Here is a 23,696-nt window from a genome sequence, read left to right as displayed (position 1 = left end):
ACGTACTGATCGGACTGGTTTGATCGGTCCTGTTCTGCGGTATTCCACCTGCGGTGTCGCCGGATCGCTACCCTGACTTCTCAGCAGCGCGAGCCGACCCACCACTCGCCGACAGCACGGAACGCCCGACCCGGAGGTCTCATGGCCATCGCCAAGACAATCGAACCCGACCAGGATCACACACATCCCGTCGTCGAACTGCGCGTGCGAGCAACGCCCGATCAGCTCTCCGTACTGCGCGCCCTGGCAGCTACCGTTGCCATCCACGAAGACTTCGACCTCGACTCCATCGCCGACATCAAACTGGCCATGGACGAGATCTGTACCCAGCTGATCGTCCGCGCGACACCGGATGCACTTCTGGTGTGCCGGCTGCAATTTCTCGACGGCACCTTGCGAGTCGACGTGTCGAGCACCACCACCTCGGTCGACTCCCTCGGCGAGCGTTCGTTCGCCTGGCACGTCCTCAACGCCCTCACCGATTCGCTCGACCTGAAACAGGAGCCCGACCCTTCCACCGCGGGTTTCGTCACCACCATGGAATTCACCAAGGTGAAGAATGGCCTGAGTCTGTGACGTCCCATACTCACAGTGGGGGGCACACGGCCCGTTGGCCGGACGAGTATCAGGACGTCACAGCACTGTTTCAACAGATGGCAGCCCTCGATGAGGACGACCCCCGGCGCAGCAGACTGCGCGACGCCGTCGTGACTCGCTGCCTGCCACTGGCCGAGCACATCGCCCGCCGCTTCGACGGCCGCGGCGAGGCGCACGACGATCTGGTGCAGGTCGCGCGCCTCGGCCTGGTCAACTCCGTGGACCGGTTCGACGTGGAGCGCGGATCGGACTTCGTGTCGTTCGCCGTTCCCACCATCATGGGCGAGGTCCGGCGGCATTTCCGCGACACCGGGTGGGCCGTCCGCGTCCCCCGCCGGATGAAGGAACTGCATCTCGCGCTCAGCCAGGCCGTCGCCGAACTGTCGCAGAGCCTCGGCCACGCCCCCACCGTCAGCGAACTCGCCGAGCACCTGGACCTCGAACAGGAGGAGGTGGCGCAGGGACTGCTCGCCGGCAACGCCTACCAGACCGTCTCCGTCGACAACACGTCCTCGGACCGGGCAGGTGAGCTGTCCATGGTGGAGACGCTCGGCGACTACGACGCCGCGATGGACGACGTCGAGAACCACGAGACCCTGCGCCCCCTGCTCCAGTCACTGCCCGAACGGGAGCGGACCGTCCTCATGCTGCGGTTCTTCGGCAACATGACCCAGACCCAGATCGCCGACCGCGTCGGCATCTCGCAGATGCACGTGTCCCGCCTGCTCGCGAAGACCCTGGCGTCGCTGCGAGATCAACTCGGTGACGCGTAGGTCAGATCGTTGCCGTGTCGATCACGAATCGGTACCGCACGTCGCTGCCGACCACGCGGTCGTAGGCGCCGTCGATCTGGTCCGCCGAGATCACCTCGATCTCGGCGCCGATTCCGTGTTCGGCGCAGAAGTTCAGCATCTCCTGCGTCTGAGCGATGCCGCCCACCATCGAACCGGCCAGGCTGCGGCGGTTCGCGGCGAGGCTGAACGCGCGCACCTCGATCGGCTTCTCCGGCAACCCCAGTTCGACGAGTGTGCCGTTGATCGCGAGCATGGACATGTATGCGTCGATGTCGAGATTCACCGACACCGTGTTGACGATGAGGTCGAACTGTCCGCGCAACTGCGCGAACGTGCCCGGATCCGAGGTGGCGTAGTAGTGGTCGGCGCCGAATTTCAGGCCGTCGTCCCTCTTGCCGAGCGACTGGCTGAGCACGGTGACGTCGGCGCCCATCGCATGCGCGATCTTCACGCCGACGTGTCCGAGACCGCCCATCCCGATGACCGCGACCTTCTTGCCCGGTCCGGCGCCCCAGTGGGCGAGCGGTGAGTACAACGTGATGCCCGCGCACAGCAGCGGCGCCGCAACGTCCAGTTCCAGACCGTCCGGGATGGACAGGACAAAGTGTTCCGTCACCACGATGTGCGTCGAGTAGCCGCCCTGCGTCCACTCGCCGTCACGCCCCGTGGCGTTGTACGTCCCGGTCGCCCGGTTGAAGCAGTACTGCTCCTCGTCGGCCCGGCAGGCGTCGCATTCCCCGCAGGAGTCGACGAAGCACCCGACCCCGACGCGGTCGCCGACCCGGTGCTTCGTGACCTCGGACCCGACCGCGCTCACCACGCCCGCGATCTCGTGACCGGGCACGACCGGGTAGTGGGTGCTGCCCCATTCGTTACGGGCGGTGTGGATGTCGGAGTGGCAGATGCCGGCGAACTTGATCTCGATCAGCACATCGAGCGGTCCGAGTTCGCGGCGCTGCACGGTGGTCTTCTCGAATCGGCTGTCGGCGGACGTGACTGCATATGCGGCTGCGGTAACCATGCTTACATGCCTACATGTTTGCGCGACCGAACGCACGTTCGGGGCCACCACTGCCGCGGTGACCCCTGAACACGCCTGAGGAATCAGTCCTCGGATTCTTCCTTCTCGGACCGCCGGCGCAGACGCTTCGCGGCCGCCACCAGGTTGCGCAGCGACGGCTCGAGCTGCCAATAGTGGCGAGTCTTCAGCCCGCCGTCCGGGTTGGCCCACAACCGTTCCAGTGAGACCGACTCGCTCGCCTCCGTGAGCAGTTCGTCCAACTCGTCGATGTCCGGAATCCGGGCCGACCGGCTCTCGTACACACCCGGACCGACCCCGTGGGTCAGCGCCCGCTCCTTGATGGCATCGAGCACCCACGTGATGGAACGCGTCGCCACGATCGCCGTCACGTCCGCATCGAGCCGTTCGATGGCGTCGACCACCGACGCCCGGCTCGTGTACGTGAGGTGCGTGTGGATCTGCGTCTCCGGCTTCGCCGCACCCGTCGCGAGACGGAACGCGTCGACCGCCCACTCGAGATACGCCTCGCGGCCGTCCTCGCGCAACGGCAGCAGTTCCCGGATCGCCGGCTCGTCGACCTGGATGATCGCGATTCCCGCCGCCTCCAGGTCGGCGATCTCGTCACGGATCACCAGCGCCAACTGGTCAGCCGTCTCGTACAGCGGCTGATCCTGGCGGACGAACGACCGCGCGATCATCGTCACCGGACCCGTCAGCATGCCCTTGACCGGCTTGTCCGTCAGCGACTGCGCGTACGCGATCCACTCGACGGTCATCGGCTTCGGCCGCGAAACGTCCCCGTAGAGGATCGGGGGACGTGTACACCGCGAGCCGTAAGCCTGCACCCAGCCGTTGTGGGTGAAGGCATACCCCTCGAGAAGCTCCGCGAAGTACTGCACCATGTCGTTGCGCTCGTGCTCACCGTGCACGAGGACGTCGAGACCGATGTCCTCCTGCAACCGGATCGTGCTTTCGATCTCCGCCTGGATCCCCTTGTAGTACTCGTCCCACTCCAGGCGCCCCTGCCCCAGCTCGTACCGGGCCTTCCTGATCGCATCCGTCTGCGGGAACGAACCCAGCGTCGTCGCCGGAACCAGCGGCAGGTTCAGTCGCTCCTGCTGCGCGACCCGCCGCTCCTCGTACGGGACCCGGATGCGGTCGTCCGGCTTGATCGCGTTGACCCGTGCGCGCACCGCATGCTTGAGCTTGAAGTGCACCGACGTGGGACGCTTGCGCCACTTGTCGGACGGGCCCTCGGTCAGCGCCTTGGCCAGCGAGACCACCTCACCGACCTTCTGCTTCGCGAACGCGAGCCGGTCCGCGACGTCACCCGGAATGTCGTACTCGGACAACACGTCGTACGGCACGTGCAGCAACGACGTCGACGTCGAGACCACCAGATCGGGCACGACGTCCTTCAGCGTGTTCAGGTACGTCAGCGTGTTGTACCGGTCGACGCGCCACACGTTCCGGCCGTCGACCACGCCGGCGTAGATGCGCTTGCGCTTCATCCCCGGGATCCTCGCCAGCTCGTCGGCACTGAGCCGATGACTGACGAGGTCGAGACCGAGAGCCTCGACCTTCGTGGAGGCGAGGACGGCGAGGGCCTCCCCGAGATGCCCGTACGGGCCGGTGACGAGGATGCGGGGACGCAGCGGCGCGTGCGACAACTTCTCGTACACCCGGGCCAGCGCCGCCAGCTCCTCCGGCGTGCGGTCCTCGGTGAACGACGGCTCGTCCAGCTGGACACACGTGGCGCCGGCCTTCGCGAGCTGCTCGAACAGCAGCTCGTATTCCGGCAGCAGTTTGTCCAGCAGCTCGAGGGTCGAGAAGCCGTGCCGCTTCGACGTCGGACCGACCTTCGACAGCAGGAGCAGCGACACGGGCCCCATCACGACGGGACGCAGTTCGATCCCGCGTGCCTTCGCCCGTTCGAACTCGTCCAGCAGGATCTCGGACCGCAGCGAGAACTCGGTGTTCTCGTCCAATTCGGGCTGGCGGTAGTGGTAGTTGGTGCCGAAGAACCGCACCAGCTCGAGCGGGGGGAAGTCCGGCCTGCCCCGTGCCAGCGTGAAATAGAAGTCCAGCGGATCGAGCTGGTTCTCGAGCGACGCGAACCGCTCGGGCACCGCACCGAACAGCAGCGCGTTGTCGAGTACGTGGTCGTAGTACGAGAACGTATTGCCCGGGACCTGGGTCAGACCGGTTGCGGCGAGCTCACTCCACGTCTCCTCCTGGAGATCCCGGGCGACGGCGACGAGTTCGTCCTTCGTTCCCGTGCCGTGCCAGTAGGACTCGAGGGCACGCTTGAGTTCGCGGTGAGGTCCGATGCGGGGATACCCCAGGATGCTGGATCCGTATGCTGCGGTGCTGGACATGCGGTCGACCTTTCTGGGCTCAGTCCGGTGGCTGAGAATGCCTCTGGGCTCGATGCACCTGTGCGCCTCTCACAACCGCCGGAGGTCGTGAAAGGCGCACAGCTGTAGTCGCCTACCTACTAGCTGGCCTTCTTGCTCGCACGGCCGTTGTCGCCGTACTCGTAGAAGCCCGCGCCGGACTTCTTGCCGACCAACCCGGCCTCGACCATGCGGAGCAGCAGCGGCGGAGCCGAGTACAGGGGCTCCTTGAACTCTTCGTACATGGAGTCGGCGATGGACTTCACCGTGTCCAGGCCCACCAGGTCGGTCAGTGCAAGCGGTCCCATCGGGTGTGCGAGGCCGAGAACCGTTGCCTTGTCGATGTCTTCCTTCGTGGCGAACCCGGACTCCACCATGCGGATCGCGGACAGCAGGTACGGCACCAGGAGGGCGTTGACGACGAATCCGGAACGGTCCGCGGACCGGACGACCTGCTTGCCCAGCACGTCGCTCGCGAAGGCCTCGGCCCGCTCGGACACAGACTTGCTCGTCTTGAGCGTGGTCACCAGCTCGACGAGGGGAAGCACCGGAACGGGGTTGAAGAAGTGCATCCCGATGACCCGCTCCGGGGCCGTCGTGGCGATGCCCAGCTTCATGATCGGGATCGACGACGTGTTGGACGCCAGCACGGCGTTCGGATCCGTCACGACCTGGTCTAGTTCGGCGAAGATCTCGCTCTTCACCTTCTCGTCCTCGACGACGGCCTCCACGACGAGCTGCCGGTCCGCGAAATCGCCGAGGTCGGAGGTGAACCGCAGCCGCCAGGCGGCCTGCTCACGTTCCCGCTCGGTGATCTTGCCGCTGCTCACTCCGCGATCGAGCGAACGCAGGATGCGCGAACGCCCCGCCGCCGCAAGCTCACGGGTCTGCTCGAACACCAGAACGTCGACGTGCGCGCGAGCGCACACCTCTGCGATTCCGGCACCCATGATCCCGGCGCCGATCACGCCGACGCGCTGAATCTTTTCGCTGGTCACGTCAGCTCCTTTTCGTCTAGTGGAGTCGTCGTCCGGGGAGGGGCCCTGTCACAGGCCCCTCCCCGGGGTCGGGTTGATCAGGTGAGGCCTTGATCGGTCGAAGCCTCGGAGGACAAGACTCAGTGGAACTGACCCTCTTCGGTGGAGCCCTTCAGCGCAGCCGTCGACGTGTTGGGGTCGACCGTGGTGGCGATGCTGTCGAAGTAGCCGGCTCCGACCTCACGCTGGTGCTTGATGGCCGTGAAGCCACGCTCCTCGGCGGCCTTGAACTCGCGCTCCTGCAGGTCGACGAAGGCGGTCATGCCCTCGCGGGCGTAGCCGTGGGCCAGGTCGAACATGCCGTAGTTGAGCGAGTGGAAGCCTGCCAGGGTGATGAACTGGAACTTGAAGCCCATCGCGCCGAGCTCCTTCTGGAACTTCGCGATGGTCGCGTCGTCCAGGTGCGCCTTCCAGTTGAAGGACGGGGAGCAGTTGTAGGCGAGCAGCTGGTCGGGGAACTCGCTGCGGACGGCCTCGGCGAACTTCTTGGCGACCTCGAGGTCCGGCACGCCGGTCTCCATCCAGATGAGGTCGGAGTACGGGGCGTAGGCCTTGGCACGCGCGATGCAGGGCTCGATGCCGTTCTTGATGCCGTAGAAGCCCTCGGCGGTGCGGGTGCCGTCGAGGAACGGGCGGTCACGCTCGTCCACGTCGGAGGTGATGAGGGTGGCGGCCTCGGCGTCGGTGCGCGCGATGACGACGGTGGGGACGTCCGCGACGTCGGCCGCGAGGCGAGCCGAGGTCAGGGTGCGGATGTGCTGCTGCGTCGGGATGAGCACCTTGCCACCGAGGTGGCCGCACTTCTTCTCCGACGCGAGCTGGTCCTCCCAGTGCGAACCGGCGACACCGGCCGCGATCATGGCCTTCTGCAGCTCGTAGACGTTGAGCGCGCCACCGAAGCCGGCTTCACCGTCGGCGACGATCGGGGCGAGCCAGTTGTCGACGGAGGTGTCACCCTCGACCTTGGCGATCTCGTCGGCGCGCAGCAGCGCATTGTTGATGCGGCGCACGACCTGCGGGACCGAGTTGGCCGGGTAGAGGCTCTGGTCGGGGTAGGTGTGTCCGGACAGGTTCGCGTCACCGGCGACCTGCCAGCCGGACAGGTAGATGGCCTTGAGGCCTGCACGGACCTGCTGCACGGCCTGGTTGCCGGTCAGCGCGCCCAGCGAGTTGATGTAGTCCTCGTTGTTCACGAGGTCCCAGAGGATCTCGGATCCACGGCGTGCGAGGGTCGCCTCTTCGACAACGGTGCCCTGGAGCTTGGTGACCTGCTCCGCCGTGTAGTTGCGGGTTACTCCCTTCCAGCGCGGGTTGGTGTCCCAATCCTGCTGGATTTCAGCTGCGGTCTTCGGGGTGCCGGTGGTCGACATCAAGACTCCACTCTCTTCGACTTCTGGTCCGGTACGGATGTACTGCTTCACATCCTTGCCAGGCCCTTCGTATGTACTCACCGAGAATGACATAAGCAAAAAGTGCCGTCTACCTGTTGCTACTGCCAATCTTGGCTAGCTTTTCACAGCACTTTGCAAAGACTGTTAAGAAAGTTCAGCGTCAAACCTGCCCGATCGGGGAGGAAAATTACTCGCCAGTAGCAAATACTCGCAGGTGGTGAACCACATGCACGCAACCCGGCGTACACAGATAGTTGCTCCCGTCGGACCGTGCCGTTCACCGCCTGCGCAGGAGCCTCGACGCATCCGATGTGACTGCAATCACGGATCGGGTCGGCTACCGTGACCTCGAATGGTCTCCTCCGGGCGAAGGGCACCACGATGCCGCTGTACGAATTCCGATGCGCCGCCGACTGCGGCCCGTTCGAGCGGTCGTTCCCCATGGCCGACGTGCCCCGATCGGTCCCCTGCCCCGGATGCGAAGGCGACGCCGCCCGACTCGTGTCCTCCCCGCGCCTCGGACACGGATCCTCGTCCGCGATGAACCTCCTCGACCGCACGAAGAGGTCGGCTCACGAACCGGACGTCGTGACCGGTCCGCCGCCCCCGGCCACGGCCGGACGTCCACCCGTCACGAGCAATCCGCTGCACCGCCGACTTCCTCGTCCCTGACCGGCCACCGAAGGAGCGCACATGCCCGAACTGCTGTTTCCGCTCGATTCCTCGAAGAAGTTCACCGATCAGGCGATCGTCGGTCACAACCGCTGGCACCCCGACATCCCGGCCGCGGTCACGGTGAAACCGGGCGACTCCTTCCGCGTCCACTGCCGCGAATGGTTCGACGGCGCCATCCACAACGACGATTCCGCCGACGACATCCTGAACGCGCCCCTCACCACGGTCCACACATTGTCCGGGCCGTTCGCCGTGGAGGGCGCGAAGCCCGGCGACCTGCTGATCGTCGACATCCTGGACGTCGGACCCATCCCCCAGGAGGATTCCGGCCCGCTGGCCGGCCAGGGCTGGGGGTACACGGGAATCTTCTCCCGCCACAACGGCGGCGGATTCCTCACCGAGCAGTTCCCCGACGCCTACAAGGCCGTCTGGGACTTCTCCGGTCAGACCGCCACGTCGCGGCACGTCCCGCACGTCTCGTTCACCGGCATCGTCCACCCCGGACTGATGGGCACCGCGCCGTCGGCCGCACTCCTGTCGAAGTGGAACGCGAGGGAGGGTGCGCTCATCGCCACCGACCCGGGCCGGGTTCCCCCACTCGCCCTGCCGCCCGAACCGCAGGACGCCGTCCTCGGGTCCCTGTCGGGCGCCGACTTCGACCGCGTCGCCGGCGAGGCCGCCCGCACCGCGCCCCCACGCGAGAACGGCGGCAACCAGGACATCAAGAACCTCACCAAGGGCAGCCGCGTCTTCTACCCGGTGTTCGTCGACGGCGCGAACCTGTCCGTCGGCGATCTGCACTTCTCCCAGGGCGACGGCGAGATCACGTTCTGCGGCGCCATCGAGATGGGCGGCTTCATCGACCTGCGCGTCGACGTCATCAAGGGCGGCATGGACACGTACGGCGTGTCCGAGAACGCGATCTTCATGCCCGGCAACACCGACCCGCAGTATTCGGAGTGGCTCGCGTTCTCCGGAACGTCCGTCACCCTCGACGGGGAACAGAAGTACCTCGACTCGCACCTGTCGTATCAGCGCGCGTGTCTTCACGCGATCGACTACCTCACCAAGTTCGGGTACAGCCCCGAGCAGGCCTACCTCCTGCTCGGCGCCGCCCCGATCGAGGGCCGGCTGTCCGGGGTGGTGGACATTCCGAACTCCTGCTCGACGGTGTACCTACCGACGGCGATGTTCGACTTCCCCGTCGCACCGTCCGCGTCGGGTCCGTTCCGGATCGACCCGGGCGTCGGCGCGCCGCGCTCGGAGAACAGGACCTGATCGCGAGTAAATCTTGCGAAGGTTCCGTTCGCACACCTGACCTGCACCGGTACCATTGCCGTATGTCCAAGACCTTCGTCGGCACCCGGTTGCGTCAGCTCCGAACCGAGCGTGGTCTGAGCCAGGCGGCGCTGGCGAAGACGCTGGAGATCTCCGCGAGTTACCTCAATCAGATCGAGCACGACGTCCGGCCGCTCACGGTGCCGGTGCTGTTGCGGATCAGCGAGGTCTTCGGCGTCGACACCACGTTCTTCTCCTCTCAGGACGACACGCGCCTGATCGCGGAGATGCGCGAGGTCGCGCTGGACCAGGAGATGGGCATCGACGCGGACGCCCAGGAGATCGCGGAGATGGTCGCCTCGCATCCGGGCCTGGCGAAGGCGATGGTCAACATGCACCGCCGCTTCCGCAACACCACCGCCCAGCTGGCTCTCGCGACGGAGGACCGCTACAGCGACGGCAGCGGCAGCGGCGCGATCACGATGCCGCACGAAGAGGTCCGCGACTACTTCTATCAGCGGCAGAACTACCTGCACGAACTCGACACGGCGGCGGAGGAACTGACGGCGCGGATGCGGTTCCACCGCGGCGACGTCGGCGGTGAGATCGCCCGCCGGTTGCAGACCGTGCACGACGTGCAGATCGTCAAGCGCATCGACCTCGGCGAGAACGTCCTGCACCGGTACGACCCCGGGTCGCGGCTGCTGGAGATCTCACCGCACCTGTCGGGTGGGCAGCAGGTGTTCAAGTTCGCGACCGAGCTGGCGTTCCTCGAATACGGCGACCTGCTCGACAAGCTGGTGGCGGAGGGCGGCTTCACGAGCGACGAGTCCGTCGCGCTCGCCCGGCTCGGGCTGGCCAACTACTTCGCCGCGGCGACGGTCCTCCCCTACGGCCAGTTCCACGACGTGGCCGAGGATTTCCGGTACGACATCGAGCGCTTGTCGGCGTTCTACTCGGTGAGCTACGAGACGATCTGCCACCGTCTCTCCACGCTGCAGCGTCCGAAGCTACGCGGTGTCCCGTTCATGTTCGTGCGCGTCGACCGGGCGGGCAACATGTCGAAGCGGCAGTCCGCCACCGGGTTCCATTTCTCCACCAGTGGCGGCACGTGCCCGCTGTGGAACGTGTACGAGACGTTTGCGTACCCGGGCAAGATCATGAACCAGATCGCACAGATGCCGGACGGCCGCCGGTACCTGTGGATCGCCCGCACCGTCGAACGCCGCGCCCAGCGTTACGGTCAGCCCGCCAAGATCTTCGCGATCGGGCTGGGCTGCGAGATCCGGCACGCGCACCGGCTCGTGTACGGCGACGGTCTGGACCTCGACGATTCCAACCCGGGCACCCCGATCGGCGCCGGCTGCCGGGTGTGTGAGCGGGTCAACTGCCCGCAGCGCGCGTTCCCGCCACTCGGTAAGCAACTCGACATCAGCGAGCACCAGAGTTCGGTCTCCCCGTATCTGATCCGCTAGCTCACGACCTTGACCCGCGCCGAGGTACCGGCCACACCGCTATTCGGGACCCCACAGCCAACGCGCGAATCTCCCCCACCGGATTGCCAGATTTCTTCGCAGACGAGTGGGCACGGGCGCGAGTAAGTACCGTTTGAGGTCGTCGATACGGTCCTGACGCACCGGATGCAAGACGAAGACGAAGAACACCATCAGACCGACTGCAACTGCATACGCCCATATTGTCGTCTGAAAGCTGAGAAAGAGAAGCACCGACCCTACGGTGGTGAACAACAAGGCGAGTTGTGTGAAGCGGTTCTTTCGCCAGGCATTGTCACCGGTGTACTTCAGTTCGTGGGACAGAGCGCCGAGGATCGCCGGACCGTCCAATTCCAAGTACCGATGAATTTCCGTGTCGGACAGCTGTCGGAGATGCCCGTAATAGATGAATTTGTTGTGGTTCCTCGCTTCCGACTGGAGCACACTTCTGCGCCGCAGCACGGGAGTCACCACCGCCACAGCGCACAGTGCCGAAGCGAACACGAAGGCCACGCCCACGAAGTTGAAGACACGCGACGCGCCGCCCAGACCAGCGAACAGACCGCCGTCCGTCGACAGTGCAATGACGGCACCGATCAGAGCGGTATCGATGGTGAGAGTGAACGTCGCTCGTATGTCCACCCGGCCATTCCAATCGAGGAGCGCCTTCTGGATCTCCCAGGCGGTGTCGACGCGAGCCTTGTCCCTCATCACGTCGAGGCGTTCCTGATCGAGTCCGCGATCGGATCCAGTGGTCACCGGCGCGGTGGGCGTGGCGCCGGCAGAAGAATGTGCAGCACCGTCAGACGACTGCGAGCCGGTGTGCCGGTGATGGCTCCTCCTCGACGCCCGGCTTTTCGATCCCGTTGTCATTCGAATTCGCCACCTCACGGGTCGCGCGGTGAACTGTGCGCTTGCCGCTTTGTCCGGGGCTCAGTACATCGCAAACGGTCTGTTTCAATCGTGCTCCCGGGCTCCGCAATTGTCACTGACCTTTTGAACGGCAAATGGTCGTCGTACCACACGGGTCCCGCCGTGTCCGGCAGAATCAGTCGCGGGGATCGACTGCTGCCGGCGCGGACCGACGTCACGGTGGTTCAATCCGACTGAACCGGTGTGGCATTGGCCGCGGGTGCAGGCAGGATCCGGCCGCGTGTCAGCGCTGTGAGCGCTTGTTCACGCAACCGTAATTCGCGTCACGAACACGTCACCGACAGACATTCGGACGCAACAACGGCCGCTTAATGTTCGCCCCACGAATACACCTCTGTATACGTGGGGCGGATACATGTCCCGGGTTGCGGAGGTCCACCAAGTCCTCCGACGGAAAGGCCCGTACATGCGCACCTTCTCCAAGCGCGCCCTCGCTGCACCGACCGCGCTCGCCGCCATCGGGCTCGTGCTGACCGGTTGCGGCAGCAAGGCGTCCGACACGGCCGGCGAGTCCACCGCGGCGTCCTGTGTGGACACGTCCGGGGACACGATCAAGGTCGGGTCTCTGAACTCGCTGTCCGGCACCATGGCCATCAGTGAGGTGACCGTCCGGGACTCGATCGCACTCGCGGTCGACGAGATCAACAACTCGGGCGGCGTGCTCGGCAAGAAGATCCAGATCGTGGCCGAGGACGGCGCCTCGGAGCCCACCGTGTTCGCGGAGAAGGCCGAGAAGCTCATCAGCAGCGATTGCGTCGCAGCCGTGTTCGGCGGCTGGACGTCGTCGAGCCGCAAGGCGATGCTGCCGGTGTTCGAGGACAACAACTCGCTGCTCTACTACCCCGTGCAGTACGAGGGGCTCGAGGACTCGAAGAACATCTTCTACACCGGCGCGACCACCAACCAGCAGATCGTGCCCGCTCTCGACTACCTGAAGGAGAAGGGCGTCAAGTCGCTGTACCTGGTGGGTAGCGACTACGTGTTCCCGCAAACGGCCAACCGCATCATCAAGGCGTACGCGGATGCCAACGGCATCGAGATCAAGGGCGAGGACTACACACCGCTCGGCTCCACCGACTTCTCGACCATCGTCAACAAGGTCCGCTCCGCCGACGCGGACGCCGTGTTCAATACCCTGAACGGCGATTCCAACGTCGCCTTCTTCCGCGAGTACGCGAACGTCGGCCTGAAGCCCGCCGACATGCCCGTCGTGTCGGTGTCGATCGCCGAGGAGGAGGTCGGCGGCATCGGCGTCCAGAACATCGAAGGTCAGCTGACCGCATGGAACTACTACCAGACCATCGACACGCCGGAGAACAAGAAGTTCGTCGACGCGTACAAGGCCCGGTACGGCGCGAACAAGCCGACGTCCGACCCGATGGAAGCCGCGTACACGTCCGTGTACCTGTGGAAGAACACCGTCGAGAAGGCGAACTCCTTCGCCACCAAGGACATCCAGGACAACGCGGACGGTGTCACGTTCGCCGCGCCGGAGGGACTGGTCACCATCGACGGGTCCAACCATCACATCACCAAGACCGCGCGCATCGGTGAGATCCGCGGCGACGGCCTAATCTACACGGTCTGGGATTCGGGCACCCCGATTCAGCCGGACCCGTACCTGAAGTCCTACCCGTGGGCCGAGTCGCTGGGGTAGCTGGAACACGGTCCGACGAGCACGAGGGAAGAGAGAGGACATACATCGATGGATGTAGTGATCGGACAGCTGTTCACCGGGTTGAGTATCGGATCGATCCTGTTGCTCGCGGCGCTGGGGCTGTCGTTGACGTTCGGCCAGATGGGCGTCATCAACATGGCGCACGGCGAATTCATCATGGCCGGCTCGTACACGGCCTACGTGGTGCAGCAGGTGGTGTCGAGCGCGACCGGTTCTCTGTTCATTTCTCTGCTCGTCGGTTTCGTGGTCGGTGGTGCGATGGGCGTCCTGCTCGAGGTGACACTCGTGAAGCGGATGTACCACCGGCCGCTGGACACGCTGCTGGTGACGTTCGGTGTGGGACTGATCCTGCAGCAATTGGCCCGCGACGTCTTCGGGGCGCCCGCCGTCAACGTCGCCGCACCGGGCTGGCTGTCCGGCGGGGTGGAGATCCTGGGCGCGGTGGTCCCGAAGACGCGGCTGTTCATCCTGGTGCTCGCCGTCGTGGCCGTCGTCGCGCTGTCGCTGGCGATGCAGAAGTCGTCGATGGGACGCCGCATCCGCGCCGTTGTACAGAACCGCGACCTCGCGGAGACGAGCGGGATCTCCAGTCGCCGAACCGATGTGACGACGTTCTTCATCGGTTCCGGGCTGGCGGGCGTCGCGGGTGTGGCGCTGACCCTGATCGGCTCGACGAGCCCGACCATCGGCCAGAGTTACCTCATCGACGCGTTCCTGGTGGTCGTGGTCGGCGGCCTGGGCCAGATGAAGGGTGCGGTGATCGCCGCGTTCGCGCTCGGCATCCTCAATTCGTTCGTCGAGTACTCGACCACGGCGTCGATCGCCAAGGTCATCGTGTTCGTGGTCATCGTGGTGTTCCTCCAGGTTCGGCCGCAGGGCCTGTTCGCCGTCAAGACGAGGAGTCTCGTATGAGCATCCTGACGAGTGGCCGCTACCGCGCGTGGGCGGGATTCGCGCTGGCCGCGCTGCTTCTGTTCGTTCTCGCCCCCGCGGTCCTCAGCGACTTCCGGCTGAGTCTGCTCGGCAAGTTCCTGTGCTTCGCGATCGTCGCGGTCGGGATCGGCCTCGCCTGGGGCCGCGGCGGCATGCTCACGCTCGGCCAGGGTGTGTTCTTCGGACTGGGCGCGTACATGATGGCGATGCATCTGAAGATCGCCGACGCCGAACTCCGCGGCGACACCGTGCCCGACTTCATGCAGATCGCGGGCATCCGCGAACTGCCGGGCTACTGGGTGCCGTTCACGTCGCCGATCGTGACGATCCTGGGAATCCTCCTGGTCCCCGCGTCGGTGGCGTTCGTCCTCGGCCTCGGCGTGTTCAAGCGCCGCGTCAAGGGCGCGTATTTCGCGATCCTCAGCCAGGCACTCGCCGCCGCGTTCGCCATCCTGCTGGTGGGTCAGCAGAGCACCGGAGGAAGCAACGGCCTCAACCGGTTTCGCACGTTCTTCGGTTTCAACCTGAACGATCCCGCCAACAAGCAGATGCTGTTCTTCATCGCCGCAGGCGTGCTGCTGGCCGTCGTCGCCGTCACCCGGCAGCTGATGAACAGCCGGTACGGCGAACTGCTCGTCGCCGTCCGGGATCAGGAGGAGCGGGTGCGCTTCCTCGGGTACGACCCGGCGAACATCAAACTCGTCGCCTACGTGACGGCAGCATTCTTCGCAGGCCTCGCCGGTGCGCTGTTCGTGCCGATCGTCGGCATCATCTCCCCCGCCGACGTCGGGATCGTCCCGTCGATCGCGTTCCTGATCGGGGTGGCCATCGGCGGACGCGCCACGCTCCTCGGCCCCGTCCTCGGCGCGATCGGGGTGGCGTGGGCGCAGAGCGCCTTCTCGGAGTCGTTCCCGTCCGGCTGGATCTACGCGCAGGGTCTGCTGTTCATCGTGGTAGTCGGATTCTTCCCCGCAGGTGTCGCGGGACTGTTCGCGCTGCTGAAGCGCAAGCAGAAGGCCGCGTCCGAGCAGCAGCCACGGCCCGGTCCGGAGGACGAGACCGAGGCGGCGGAACGAATGGAGATGGCGCGATGACGATTCCCACCACAACCAGGGAGCCGGTGCTCGGCGGCAACGCCGGAATGTCCAGCGAGTACCTCGAGGTCCGGGACCTGCGGGTCAGCTTCGACGGCTTCAAGGCGGTCGACGGCGTCGACCTCACCCTGATGCAGGGCGATCTGCGGTTCCTGATCGGCCCCAACGGCGCGGGCAAGACCACGCTGGTCGACGCCATCACCGGGCTCGTCCCCGCGACGGGATCGGTCACGAAATCCGGCGTCGAGTTGATCGGCAAGAAGGTGCACCGCATCGCCCGGCTCGGCGTGGGCCGCACGTTCCAGACGGCGAGTGTGTTCGAGGACCTGTCGGTGCTCCAGAACCTCGACATCGCCGCGGGCGCGGGCCGCTCCGCGCTCACCCTGCTGCGCCGCCGCAAGACGGTGCTCCCCGCGATCGAGGAGGCGCTCGACGTCACGGGTCTCGGCAAGCTCCGCGACACCCCGGCCGGAATCCTCGCGCACGGGCAGAAGCAGTGGCTCGAGATCGGCATGCTCCTGGTGCAGAACTGCTCGGTCCTGCTGCTCGACGAGCCGGTGGCGGGCATGAGCCACGAGGAACGCGAGGAGACGGGAAACCTGCTGCGCCGCATCGGCGGTGAACGGACCGTCGTGGTGGTCGAGCACGACATGGACTTCATGCGCGCGTTCGCGACCTCGGTGACGGTGTTGCACGCCGGGAAGGTGCTGAGCGAGGGAACGGTCGAGCAGGTGCAGGCCGATCCACGTGTGCAGGAGGTGTACCTCGGGACCGCCGCGGCGGGCGCCGCCCCCGAGTTGCAGCCCGACGTTTCGAAGGAGGACAGCGATGCTCGAGCTTGACGACGTCCGGGCCGGGTACGGCCGAACCGAGGTGATCCACGGAGTGTCGCTGACGGTCCCGTCGGACGGGGTCGCCGCGGTGATGGGACACAACGGCGCAGGCAAGACCACGCTTCTCCGGGCCGCGGTCGGACTGATCAAGGTGAATTCCGGGCGGGTGCTGTTCGACGGCGAGGACGTCACGGCGCTGCGGCCCAGCGCCCGGGTGGCGCGCGGCCTCGCGTACGTGCCGCAGGGCCAGCAGTCGTTCGGTCAGCTGACGACCGCGGAGAACCTGCAGGTGGTGGCGGACGGCCGCAAGCGCGGCAAGGAACTCGTCGGCGAGGCGCTGGACCTGTTCCCGGCGCTGCGCGGCCTGCTCGACCGGCGCGCCGGTCTCCTCTCCGGGGGCCAGCGTCAGCAACTCGCCATCGCGCGGGCGCTGATCACGGAACCGAAGATGCTGATCCTCGACGAACCGACGGAGGGAATCCAGCCGTCCGTCGTGACGGAGATCGAACGCACGATCATGGAACTCACCCGCCGCGGCGGCCTCGGAGTGCTGTTGGTGGAACAGCACATCGGCTTCGCGCTCGAATCCGCCGAGCGCTACTACGTGCTCGAGTCCGGGCGGGTCACGTCGTCCGGCGACGGCGGCGCCGCACCCGATTCCGACGTCCGGACCGCGGTCTCCGACGTCCGCGCGGCGATGGCGATCTGATGGCCCGCCGAGAACCGGCCGGTTCCCTCAGCGACCACGTGTACCTGTCGCTGCGCACCGATCTGATGAGCGGCCGGATCCCGCCGGGACAGCGGCTCGGCGAGGAGCGTCTCGCCGACACCTATGGAGTGTCGCGGACACCGGTGCGGGAGGCCCTCGCCCGGCTCCTCGCCGACGGACTGGTCCAGCGCGACGTCGGCGGGCTGTTTCCGTACCGCCCCCGCATCGACGAACTGGCCGGACTGTACGAACTGCGCATCACCCTCGAGCTTCAGGGCATCGCCCGGGTCCGTGCCGACGAGTCGCTGTCGCACGACCCGGACGTTCTGGGACCGGAACTCGAGCGGTGGTACGCGCTGCGGAAGGAGAACCCCGAGCCGGACGCCGGATTCGTGGCGCTCGACGAGCAGTTCCACACGGTGCTACTGCGGTCGGCCGGAAACCGGGCGCTGTCCGATGCGCTCGTCAGCGTGAACGCGAAGGTTCGGCCGGTCCGGATGTTCGACTACCTGACCCCCGACCGCATGCGCGCGACCGTCGACGAGCACATCGCGGTGGCCGAGTTCGCACTCGACGGCAAGCTCGATACCGCGTACGACACGCTGCTCGCGCACATCAGCGAGTCGCGGGAGGTGGTGATCGAGCGCGCAGAACAGGCGCTTTCCCTCGCGCGGATGGCCTGGGCGATCCGTGATTGAGACAGTTGTCCAACTCGGTGGGACGTTGTTGTTTGTTGTTTGTGGGAACTCGCTTCATTTGACGTCCTCCCGGCCGTGAACGGCCGGGATTCCTTCTGCGCCGCTGCGCGCCGCTGGGGTGGGTTCCTGTTTCACTGGGGCTCGCTTCCCTCTAGGAGGGAAGGCTGACGGCCCCTCCGCAGGCGTTTAGCCACTCCGCACGTCCTGCGGCGTGGATGTTCTTCGCGGCGTTGACGTCGCGGTCGTGAACCGCGTCGCACGCCGTGCATGTCCACTCCCGGATCGAGAGCGGTTTCGGGCCGCCCCGGACCCCACATCGGGAGCAGATCTGCGACGACGGATAGAACCGGTCCACCTTGACGAAGGTGCGCCCGTAGCGGGCGGCTTTCTCCTCCAGCATGCGGGTGAACATCCCCCACCCGGCGTCGTGTACCGATTTCGCCAACCGTGTCCGCGCCAGCCCCCGCACGCACAGATCCTCGACGAACACCGCTTGGTTCTCGCGGATGATCGCCGTGGAATGCTTGTGCGCCCAGTCCCTGCGGGCGTCGGACACTCTGGCGTGGGCCTTCGCGACGCGAAGACGTGCCTTGACCCGGTTGTTGCTGCCCTTCTCCTTGCGCGAGAGAACCAGCTGCGCCTTGCCGAGCTTGCGTTCGGCACGGCGCAGGAACTTCGGCGAGCTGATCGTCTCGCCGTTCGACAGCACCGCGAACGTCGCCAACCCGAGGTCGATCCCGACCTCCGCATCGACCGGCGGCAGCGGTTCGTCGGTCGTCTCGACCACGAACGACGCGAAATACCGGCCCGCCGCATCCTTGATGATCGTCACCGACGACGGTTCCGACGGCAGATCGCGGGACCAGGCGACCTCCACCTCGCCGACCTTCGCCACGTACAGCTTCCCGTTCGGTCGGATCGAAAACCCGTTGCGGGTCAGACGGATCGTCTGCCGATTGTCCCGGCGGGACCGCAGCCGCGGCGCGCCGACCATGCGGCCCTTCCGTTTCCCGGAGAGCGAGTCGAACCAGTTTCGGTACGCCCGCCGCGCGTCCTGGCACGCCTGCACCAGCACCACCGAGGCGACCTCGCCCAACCAGGCCCGCTCCGGAGTCTTTTTCGCCGCGGTGACCACCTGCTTCTGTACGGCGGTATCCGACAGGCTCACCCCGGCCGCATACGCGTCTTGGCGGATGCGCAGGCAGTCGTTGAACACCACCCGTGCACACCCGAACGACCGGGCCAGCATGTCCTGCTGACCGGGCGTCGGATAGACGCGGTACTGGTATCGCAACTGCACACCCACAGAATATCATTGGTCTATGGTTTCTGAACCGGAATACAGACGTGGCCGCTCCGTTTTTGCCGCCCTACACGTCCACTTGGTCTTTGTTACCAAATATCGGAAGGGAGCCCTTACCGACGAGATGCTGACCACCTGCGAACAGGTGATGCGCAGCGTGTGCGACGACTTCGGTTCCCGGTTGGTCGAGTTCGACGGGGAGGGCGACCACGTGCACCTGCTGATCGACTACCCTCCGACCATCCAAGTCTCGAAGCTGGTGAACAGCCTCAAAGGCGTCTCCGCACGCCGCCTGCGCGACCAGTATCGCGAATGGGTGAACCGGCACTCCATGAACGGGCACCTCTGGTCCCCGAGCTACTTCGCCGCATCGTGCGGCGGGGCACCGATCTCGATCATCCGGCAGTACATCGAGCAACAGCGGCGACCGCCCCGCGCTCCCGGCAGGCCGAAGTCGATGCGCTGATACGAAAATATGGTGACCACAATTCGGTGAGGACAGACCCGGTTACCCGCCGGTCGTTGCGGTGGAGGTGGTTGGTCCGGCGTGTGGTTATGCGGTGCCGACGGCGGGTTCGAGGATGACGCGGTAGCCCAGTGATTCGAGCTGACTGATGGCGCGGGCCCTGGTCTTCGTGGGGACGCGCCGGGTGAAGTAATCGGCCCCGGGATCACGGTAGAAGTCGCCGTGGGTGAGCATGTTCCAGGCGGCGACGAGCATCGCGTGCTCCACCGCCACGACTGCCTTCATCGGCCCCCGATGCGCGGCGATGCGCCGGAACTTCGCCGAGAAATAGGTTCCCTTGGAGCGGGAGACGGCGAGGGCGGCGGCGGGCGAGGGCGCCCTTGAGATACCGGTTTCCGGGCCGGGTCTTCGTGGATTTCACCCGACCGGCCGACTCGTTGGACCCCGGTGCGGCGCCCGCCCACGAGGCCAGATGCCCGGCGGTGGGGAACACCCGCATGTCACCGCCGGTCTCGGCGATGAATATCTCGGCGACGGTCGTCGAGAAGCCCGGGATGCTGATCAGCAGGTCCCGGGCCGGCCGAAAAGGTGCCATGGCCTCGTCGATGCGGGCCGAGAGCTTGTCGATGTCGGCGGTGTGGGCGTCGATCCGGCCTGGGAACAGCCGGGTCATGAACGCGTGGTGGGCGCTGAAATGCCCGGTCAGGGCCTCGGTCAACACCGGAATCTGCGACCGCAGTCGTCCCTTGGCCAACTGGGAAAGTTGGACCGGATCGTTACGGCCGTCGATGAGCGCCTCGAGCATCAACCGCCCGGAGACCCCGGTGACATCGGTGGCGACGGAAGACAGTTTGATCCCCGTGTCCTCGAGCAGCTTTTCGAGTCGTTGGATCTCCCGGGTCCGCTCGTGGGTGATCATGGTGCGGGCGCGGGTGAGATCGCGCAGCACACGAATCGGTTCCGGTGGCACGAACGAGGCCCTGACCAACCCGTGCGCCCCGAGATCGGCCAGCCAGGCGGCATCGGAGACATCGCTCTTGCGGCCGGGCACGGTCCTGACGTCATGGGCGTTGACCAGCATCACCTCGAGGAGTTCCTCGAGCAGGTAGTAGAACGGGCGCCAGTAGTTGCTGGTGGCTTCCATCACCACGCAGGTGACCTTCCGCTCGAGTAGGTGCTCGCGCAGGGCGAGGATCTGGTTGGTCATCGCGCCCCACGTCGTCACCGTGGAGGAGGTGCGTCTGTTGCCGCGGCCCTGGATCCGCACGCACACCTTCGCGTCCTTCTTGGAGATGTCGATTCCCGCGCATCGCGGGTGCACCACGTCCATCACCGCCACCGATCCCGGGCTGGGCCCGATACGTATCTGGTTGTATGGGTGCGTGTTCCGGGGAGGGCGGGGATAGAAACAGGACTCTGACACTCGTGCTCGAAGGCAACAGTCCACGGTTCCCGCGGACGACGAACTGTGCCCTCCGCCACCAAACTAATCCACAGGCTCACCGGCACCATAGAGCATCCGGGGTCGACCGAAACACCCCTCAAGTATCCCCCAACCAGCACCGACCCCACCGGACTGCGGCCGTGACGATCACCGGCAAACCACGCACTCACGGTGACCGACCGCCACATTTCCCCTCACCACGGCGGAGCAGCGCCCCTGTGGCGCCGGTGCGACATCCGCGACCGGCGTGCCGTCGAGGACTCGTTCGACTACCTCACCGACCGGCTCGGCGGCCTCGACGTCGTCGTCGCGAACGCGGGCGTGACACCCCCGGCGCACCTTGTCGCGGGTGATCCGGAAGTGATGCGCTACGCCATCGAGGTCAACGTGCTGGGGACGTACCACACGCTGCGGGCCGCGGGGCCGTACATCGGGCATCGCAACGGATACGCGCTGGTCGTGGCATCGTCGACGGCATTCGACCCGCTGCGTGGCGTTCACAGCGCGACGCGAGGCGGCGCCGAGGAACTCGGCGAGGCGCTGCGGGAGGAGTTGAAGCCGCTCGGGACCCGGGTCGGCATCGCCCGGCTCGGCGAGATCGACACCGATCGCACCCTGATCGGTTTCGACGGCGTCGCGGTCCCCGCACCCCGCGGCAGCGCACTCGCCCGGACGTCCTCGATCACGGTGGCGGTCGACGCGCTCGAACGGGGAATCGCGGGACGGAAGAACCGGATTTCCGCGCCGTCCCGGGTACCCGGGACGGATTCTGTGCGTATGCTCGCACTCCGGGCCCTCCCACTTCGGGGCCTCGCATCTCGGGCGACCGAGATGACCCGGTCGATCGAACTACGCACGCACGCAACCGTTCCTGCCAGGGGGCGAGTAGAAGGAGAGGGGGCGGCGTGACCGCACGCATTCCACCGGGACGTCTGAAGGAACTCGGCCCCGTCAACTGGGTGCTGTGGCGCGTCATCTCCCGCGTCGCCGGCGTCCCGGACGCGCATCTGTTCAGCACGGTGGGCCACACGGGGGGTCTCTTCCGCGCGTGGCTGCACTACTCCGGCAAGCTGATGCCGGGCGGAAAGATCTCCCGCCACGAGACCGAACTGATCATCCTCCGGGTGGCGCACCTGCGGAAGTGCGGCTACGAGATGGACCACCACGTGCGCCTCGGACGCCGGGCCGGCGTCACCCCGGCGCTGCTCGAACAGGTGCTGGAAGGTCCCGACGCGGAAGGCTGGGACGCGCGCCGCCGCGCCATCCTCACCGCTGTCGACCAACTCGTCACCACCGACAATCTGGACGATGCCACGTGGTCGGCGCTCGGCGTGTACTTCGACGATCGCCGGCTGATCGAGTTCTGTTTTCTGGTGACCCAGTACGACGCCCTGGCCACCACCATCGGGACGCTGAGGATCGAACGCGACTACTCCTAGGTTCCGCACAGCGCAGAGAACGCAGAGAAGAGGAACGGCTGCATGACCTCCGCCACCGAAGACGTCCGTTCCGAGAAGGGTCTGGCGCGGGTTGCGCAGTCGCTGGCCGGGTGGACGGAGAAGTGGTTTCCGGACGCCTACGTCTTCGCCCTCGTCGGTGTCTTCGTCGTCGCGGTGGCCGCACTGGCCAACGGTTCGTCTCCGCAGGAAGTGGTGGACGCGTTCGGCGACGGGTTCTGGGATCTGACCGCGTTCACCCTGCAGATGGCGATGGTGGTGCTGACCGGGTACGTCGTCGCGACGTCCCCACCGGTGGCCCGGCTGATCGACCGTCTGGCGACGGTGCCCGGGACTGCACGCAGCGCAGTCAGTTTCGTGGCCTTCCTGTCCATGTCGGTCTCGTTCCTGAACTGGGGGCTCAGCCTGGTGTTCGGCGGGCTGCTGGCCCGGGCGATCGCGCGCCGAACCGATCTGCGGGTGGACTACCGCGCTCTGGGCGCGGCGGCCTTCATGGGCCTCGGCGCGGTGTGGGCGCTCGGCATGTCGTCCTCCGCCGCCCAACTCCAGGCCACCGCCGCGTCCCTGCCGCCGGCGCTGCTGACGATCACCGGCGTCCTCGACTTCGGGACCACGATCTTCACGTGGCAGTCGCTGCTGATGTGCGTGATCATCATCGCCCTGACCGTGGTGATCGCCCACTTCTCGGCGCCGAGGGGCGCCGCCGTCACCACCGCCCACGACCTGGAGGTGGACCTCGACGACCGGCCGAAGGACGTCCCGCCTCGATCGCGACCGGGAGAGTGGCTCGAGTACAGCCGGATCCTGCCGATACTGGCCGGTCTGATGACGTTGGGATGGCTCGTCTCTCAGCTGGCGACCAAACCCCTGCTCACCGTCGTCAGCAGCCTGAACGGCTATCTGCTGGTCTTCCTCATGCTGGGGCTGGTGCTGCACGGGACGCCGCGTAAATTCCTGCAGGCCGTCGCCCTGGCCGTCCCGGCCACGGCAGGCATCCTGGTCCAGTTTCCGCTGTATGCCGCGATGGCCGCGATCCTCACCAAGGCCGAGGGCAGAAACGGCCTCACCATCTCGGAGCACCTGGCCGAGTTCTTCACGAACATCGGCAGCGGCGGAGCGTTCACCGTCGTCATCGCCCTCTACACCGTCGTGCTGGGCCTGTTCGTGCCGTCCGGCGGCGGAAAGTGGCTGGTCGAGGCACCGTACGTCATGCAGTCGGCCACCGACGTCGGGATGAACCTGGGCTGGACGGTCCAGGTGTACAACGTCGCCGAGGCGCTGCCGAACCTGATCAACCCGTTCTTCATGCTGCCGCTGCTCGCGGTGCTGGGGCTCAGGGCACGCGATCTGGTGGGATTCACGTTCCTGCAGTTCATGTTCCACCTGCCGGTGGTCCTGCTGCTGGTGTGGCTGCTCGGCACGACGTTCGACTTCGTCCCCCCGGTGCAGCCCTCGACACCGTGAGA

Annotated in this window: 21 protein-coding genes and 1 pseudogene; 15 read left to right on the top strand and 7 right to left on the bottom strand. The window is 66.2% G+C overall.

Going from position 1 to position 23,696, the window contains the following annotated elements:
- Nucleotides 1–141 precede the first annotated feature (141 nt).
- The gene (locus tag CJ179_RS18980; RefSeq protein WP_072939637.1) at nt 142–576 is read left to right on the top strand and encodes an anti-sigma factor; all 435 of its coding nucleotides are present in this window, start codon (nt 142–144) and stop codon (nt 574–576) included.
- Complete coding sequence (locus CJ179_RS18975) at nt 573–1,370, top strand: RNA polymerase sigma factor SigF (protein ID WP_072939636.1); 798 nt, start codon at nt 573–575, stop codon at nt 1,368–1,370. The genes CJ179_RS18980 and CJ179_RS18975 overlap by 4 nt, the downstream gene beginning before the upstream one ends.
- 1 nt (nt 1,371) lies before the next feature.
- On the opposite strand, the gene CJ179_RS18970 is transcribed toward CJ179_RS18975, so the two are convergent.
- The 4 genes from CJ179_RS18970 to aceA all read right to left on the bottom strand — a co-directional run bounded on the left by CJ179_RS18970 (nt 1,372) and on the right by aceA (nt 7,215).
- Nucleotides 1,372–2,412 carry an NAD(P)-dependent alcohol dehydrogenase gene (locus CJ179_RS18970; RefSeq protein ID WP_095862503.1) on the bottom strand — a complete coding sequence of 347 codons (1,041 nt, stop codon included), beginning with the start codon at nt 2,410–2,412 and terminating at the stop codon, nt 1,372–1,374.
- 83 nt (nt 2,413–2,495) lie between these two features.
- Nucleotides 2,496–4,790, bottom strand: coding sequence for a 5-methyltetrahydropteroyltriglutamate--homocysteine S-methyltransferase (gene metE / locus CJ179_RS18965; RefSeq protein WP_095862502.1), 2,295 nt, complete (start codon nt 4,788–4,790; stop codon nt 2,496–2,498).
- A 119-nt stretch (nt 4,791–4,909) separates the two neighbouring features.
- Complete coding sequence (locus CJ179_RS18960; protein WP_072939631.1) at nt 4,910–5,806, bottom strand: 3-hydroxybutyryl-CoA dehydrogenase; 897 nt, start codon at nt 5,804–5,806, stop codon at nt 4,910–4,912.
- Between the two features lie 119 nt (nt 5,807–5,925).
- A complete protein-coding gene (gene aceA / locus CJ179_RS18955) occupies nt 5,926–7,215 on the bottom strand; it encodes an isocitrate lyase (protein WP_072939629.1) in 1,290 nt (429 codons plus the stop codon).
- Between the two features lie 363 nt (nt 7,216–7,578).
- Between aceA and CJ179_RS18950 the strand changes: the two genes are divergently transcribed.
- From CJ179_RS18950 to ramB, 3 genes are all read left to right on the top strand, one after another.
- Nucleotides 7,579–7,908 (top strand): FmdB family zinc ribbon protein, encoded by a 330-nt coding sequence (locus tag CJ179_RS18950; RefSeq protein ID WP_373560146.1) that lies wholly within the window; start codon nt 7,579–7,581, stop codon nt 7,906–7,908.
- A gap of 21 nt (nt 7,909–7,929) precedes the next feature.
- On the top strand, nt 7,930–9,189 hold the full coding sequence (gene fmdA, locus CJ179_RS18945) for a formamidase (protein WP_095862501.1): 1,260 nt from the start codon (nt 7,930–7,932) through the stop codon (nt 9,187–9,189).
- Nucleotides 9,190–9,251: 62 nt separating this feature from the next.
- Nucleotides 9,252–10,664 carry an acetate metabolism transcriptional regulator RamB gene (gene ramB / locus CJ179_RS18940; protein WP_072939624.1) on the top strand — a complete coding sequence of 471 codons (1,413 nt, stop codon included), beginning with the start codon at nt 9,252–9,254 and terminating at the stop codon, nt 10,662–10,664.
- A 39-nt stretch (nt 10,665–10,703) separates the two neighbouring features.
- Here ramB and CJ179_RS18935 read toward each other — a convergent pair whose 3' ends face one another.
- Complete coding sequence (locus tag CJ179_RS18935; protein WP_143548912.1) at nt 10,704–11,441, bottom strand: Pycsar system effector family protein; 738 nt, start codon at nt 11,439–11,441, stop codon at nt 10,704–10,706.
- 580 nt (nt 11,442–12,021) lie between these two features.
- On the opposite strand from CJ179_RS18935, the gene urtA reads away from it, so the two are divergent.
- From urtA to CJ179_RS18905, 6 genes are read left to right on the top strand one after another with little or no spacing between them, the layout of a single operon-like run.
- Entirely contained in the window at nt 12,022–13,272 is a 1,251-nt protein-coding gene (urtA, locus tag CJ179_RS18930) for an urea ABC transporter substrate-binding protein (RefSeq protein ID WP_095862499.1), read from the top strand.
- A gap of 48 nt (nt 13,273–13,320) precedes the next feature.
- Nucleotides 13,321–14,205: an urea ABC transporter permease subunit UrtB gene (urtB, locus tag CJ179_RS18925; RefSeq protein WP_012689050.1), complete on the top strand. Its 885-nt coding sequence runs from the start codon at nt 13,321–13,323 to the stop codon at nt 14,203–14,205.
- Complete coding sequence (gene urtC, locus CJ179_RS18920) at nt 14,202–15,320, top strand: urea ABC transporter permease subunit UrtC (protein WP_095862498.1); 1,119 nt, start codon at nt 14,202–14,204, stop codon at nt 15,318–15,320. Before urtB ends, urtC begins: the two co-directional genes overlap by 4 nt.
- Nucleotides 15,317–16,162, top strand: a complete 846-nt coding sequence (gene urtD / locus CJ179_RS18915; RefSeq protein WP_095862497.1) for an urea ABC transporter ATP-binding protein UrtD — start codon at nt 15,317–15,319, stop codon at nt 16,160–16,162. Before urtC ends, urtD begins: the two co-directional genes overlap by 4 nt.
- Nucleotides 16,149–16,862 (top strand): urea ABC transporter ATP-binding subunit UrtE, encoded by a 714-nt coding sequence (urtE, locus tag CJ179_RS18910; RefSeq protein WP_072939610.1) that lies wholly within the window; start codon nt 16,149–16,151, stop codon nt 16,860–16,862. Before urtD ends, urtE begins: the two co-directional genes overlap by 14 nt.
- On the top strand, nt 16,862–17,560 hold the full coding sequence (locus CJ179_RS18905; RefSeq protein WP_095862496.1) for a GntR family transcriptional regulator: 699 nt from the start codon (nt 16,862–16,864) through the stop codon (nt 17,558–17,560). The genes urtE and CJ179_RS18905 overlap by 1 nt, the downstream gene beginning before the upstream one ends.
- A 151-nt stretch (nt 17,561–17,711) precedes the next feature.
- On the opposite strand, the gene CJ179_RS18900 is transcribed toward CJ179_RS18905, so the two are convergent.
- Nucleotides 17,712–18,860 carry an RNA-guided endonuclease TnpB family protein gene (locus CJ179_RS18900; RefSeq protein ID WP_095862743.1) on the bottom strand — a complete coding sequence of 383 codons (1,149 nt, stop codon included), beginning with the start codon at nt 18,858–18,860 and terminating at the stop codon, nt 17,712–17,714.
- Nucleotides 18,861–18,882: 22 nt separating this feature from the next.
- On the opposite strand from CJ179_RS18900, the gene tnpA reads away from it, so the two are divergent.
- Nucleotides 18,883–19,329, top strand: a complete 447-nt coding sequence (gene tnpA / locus CJ179_RS18895) for an IS200/IS605 family transposase (RefSeq protein WP_095862495.1) — start codon at nt 18,883–18,885, stop codon at nt 19,327–19,329.
- A gap of 87 nt (nt 19,330–19,416) precedes the next feature.
- Here tnpA and CJ179_RS18890 read toward each other — a convergent pair.
- A pseudogene (locus CJ179_RS18890) lies at nt 19,417–20,659 on the bottom strand (IS110 family transposase).
- Nucleotides 20,660–20,944: 285 nt separating this feature from the next.
- Between CJ179_RS18890 and CJ179_RS18885 the strand changes: the two are divergent.
- The 3 genes from CJ179_RS18885 to CJ179_RS18875 are packed head-to-tail and all read left to right on the top strand — an operon-like array spanning nt 20,945 to nt 23,694.
- Nucleotides 20,945–21,682, top strand: coding sequence for an SDR family NAD(P)-dependent oxidoreductase (locus tag CJ179_RS18885; RefSeq protein ID WP_257015618.1), 738 nt, complete (start codon nt 20,945–20,947; stop codon nt 21,680–21,682).
- Entirely contained in the window at nt 21,679–22,212 is a 534-nt protein-coding gene (locus CJ179_RS18880) for a carboxymuconolactone decarboxylase family protein (RefSeq protein ID WP_072948413.1), read from the top strand. The genes CJ179_RS18885 and CJ179_RS18880 overlap by 4 nt, the downstream gene beginning before the upstream one ends.
- Before the next feature lie 42 nt (nt 22,213–22,254).
- Complete coding sequence (locus CJ179_RS18875) at nt 22,255–23,694, top strand: short-chain fatty acid transporter (RefSeq protein WP_072948415.1); 1,440 nt, start codon at nt 22,255–22,257, stop codon at nt 23,692–23,694.
- The last annotated feature ends 2 nt before the right edge of the window (nt 23,695–23,696 follow it).

It is taken from the genome of Rhodococcus sp. ACS1, assembly GCF_002300155.1.
Classification (GTDB): Bacteria; Actinomycetota; Actinomycetes; order Mycobacteriales; family Mycobacteriaceae; genus Rhodococcus_F; species Rhodococcus_F koreensis.
This window is presented reverse-complemented; position numbering and strand designations above follow the sequence as displayed.

Excerpts from the sequence above, each read along its gene's own strand:
- CJ179_RS18905 (WP_095862496.1), top strand. The coding sequence starts at position 16,862 with ATGGCCCGCCGAGAACCGGCCGGTTCCCTCAGCGACCACGTGTACCTG.
- urtE (WP_072939610.1), top strand. The coding sequence starts at position 16,149 with ATGCTCGAGCTTGACGACGTCCGGGCCGGGTACGGCCGAACCGAGGTG.
- ramB (WP_072939624.1), top strand. The coding sequence starts at position 9,252 with ATGTCCAAGACCTTCGTCGGCACCCGGTTGCGTCAGCTCCGAACCGAG.
- fmdA (WP_095862501.1), top strand. The coding sequence starts at position 7,930 with ATGCCCGAACTGCTGTTTCCGCTCGATTCCTCGAAGAAGTTCACCGAT.
- CJ179_RS18970 (WP_095862503.1), bottom strand. The coding sequence starts at position 2,412 with ATGGTTACCGCAGCCGCATATGCAGTCACGTCCGCCGACAGCCGATTC.
- metE (WP_095862502.1), bottom strand. The coding sequence starts at position 4,790 with ATGTCCAGCACCGCAGCATACGGATCCAGCATCCTGGGGTATCCCCGC.
- CJ179_RS18980 (WP_072939637.1), top strand. The coding sequence starts at position 142 with ATGGCCATCGCCAAGACAATCGAACCCGACCAGGATCACACACATCCC.
- urtA (WP_095862499.1), top strand. The coding sequence starts at position 12,022 with ATGCGCACCTTCTCCAAGCGCGCCCTCGCTGCACCGACCGCGCTCGCC.
- tnpA (WP_095862495.1), top strand. The coding sequence starts at position 18,883 with ATGGTTTCTGAACCGGAATACAGACGTGGCCGCTCCGTTTTTGCCGCC.
- aceA (WP_072939629.1), bottom strand. The coding sequence starts at position 7,215 with ATGTCGACCACCGGCACCCCGAAGACCGCAGCTGAAATCCAGCAGGAT.
- CJ179_RS18875 (WP_072948415.1), top strand. The coding sequence starts at position 22,255 with ATGACCTCCGCCACCGAAGACGTCCGTTCCGAGAAGGGTCTGGCGCGG.
- urtB (WP_012689050.1), top strand. The coding sequence starts at position 13,321 with ATGGATGTAGTGATCGGACAGCTGTTCACCGGGTTGAGTATCGGATCG.
- urtC (WP_095862498.1), top strand. The coding sequence starts at position 14,202 with ATGAGCATCCTGACGAGTGGCCGCTACCGCGCGTGGGCGGGATTCGCG.
- urtD (WP_095862497.1), top strand. The coding sequence starts at position 15,317 with ATGACGATTCCCACCACAACCAGGGAGCCGGTGCTCGGCGGCAACGCC.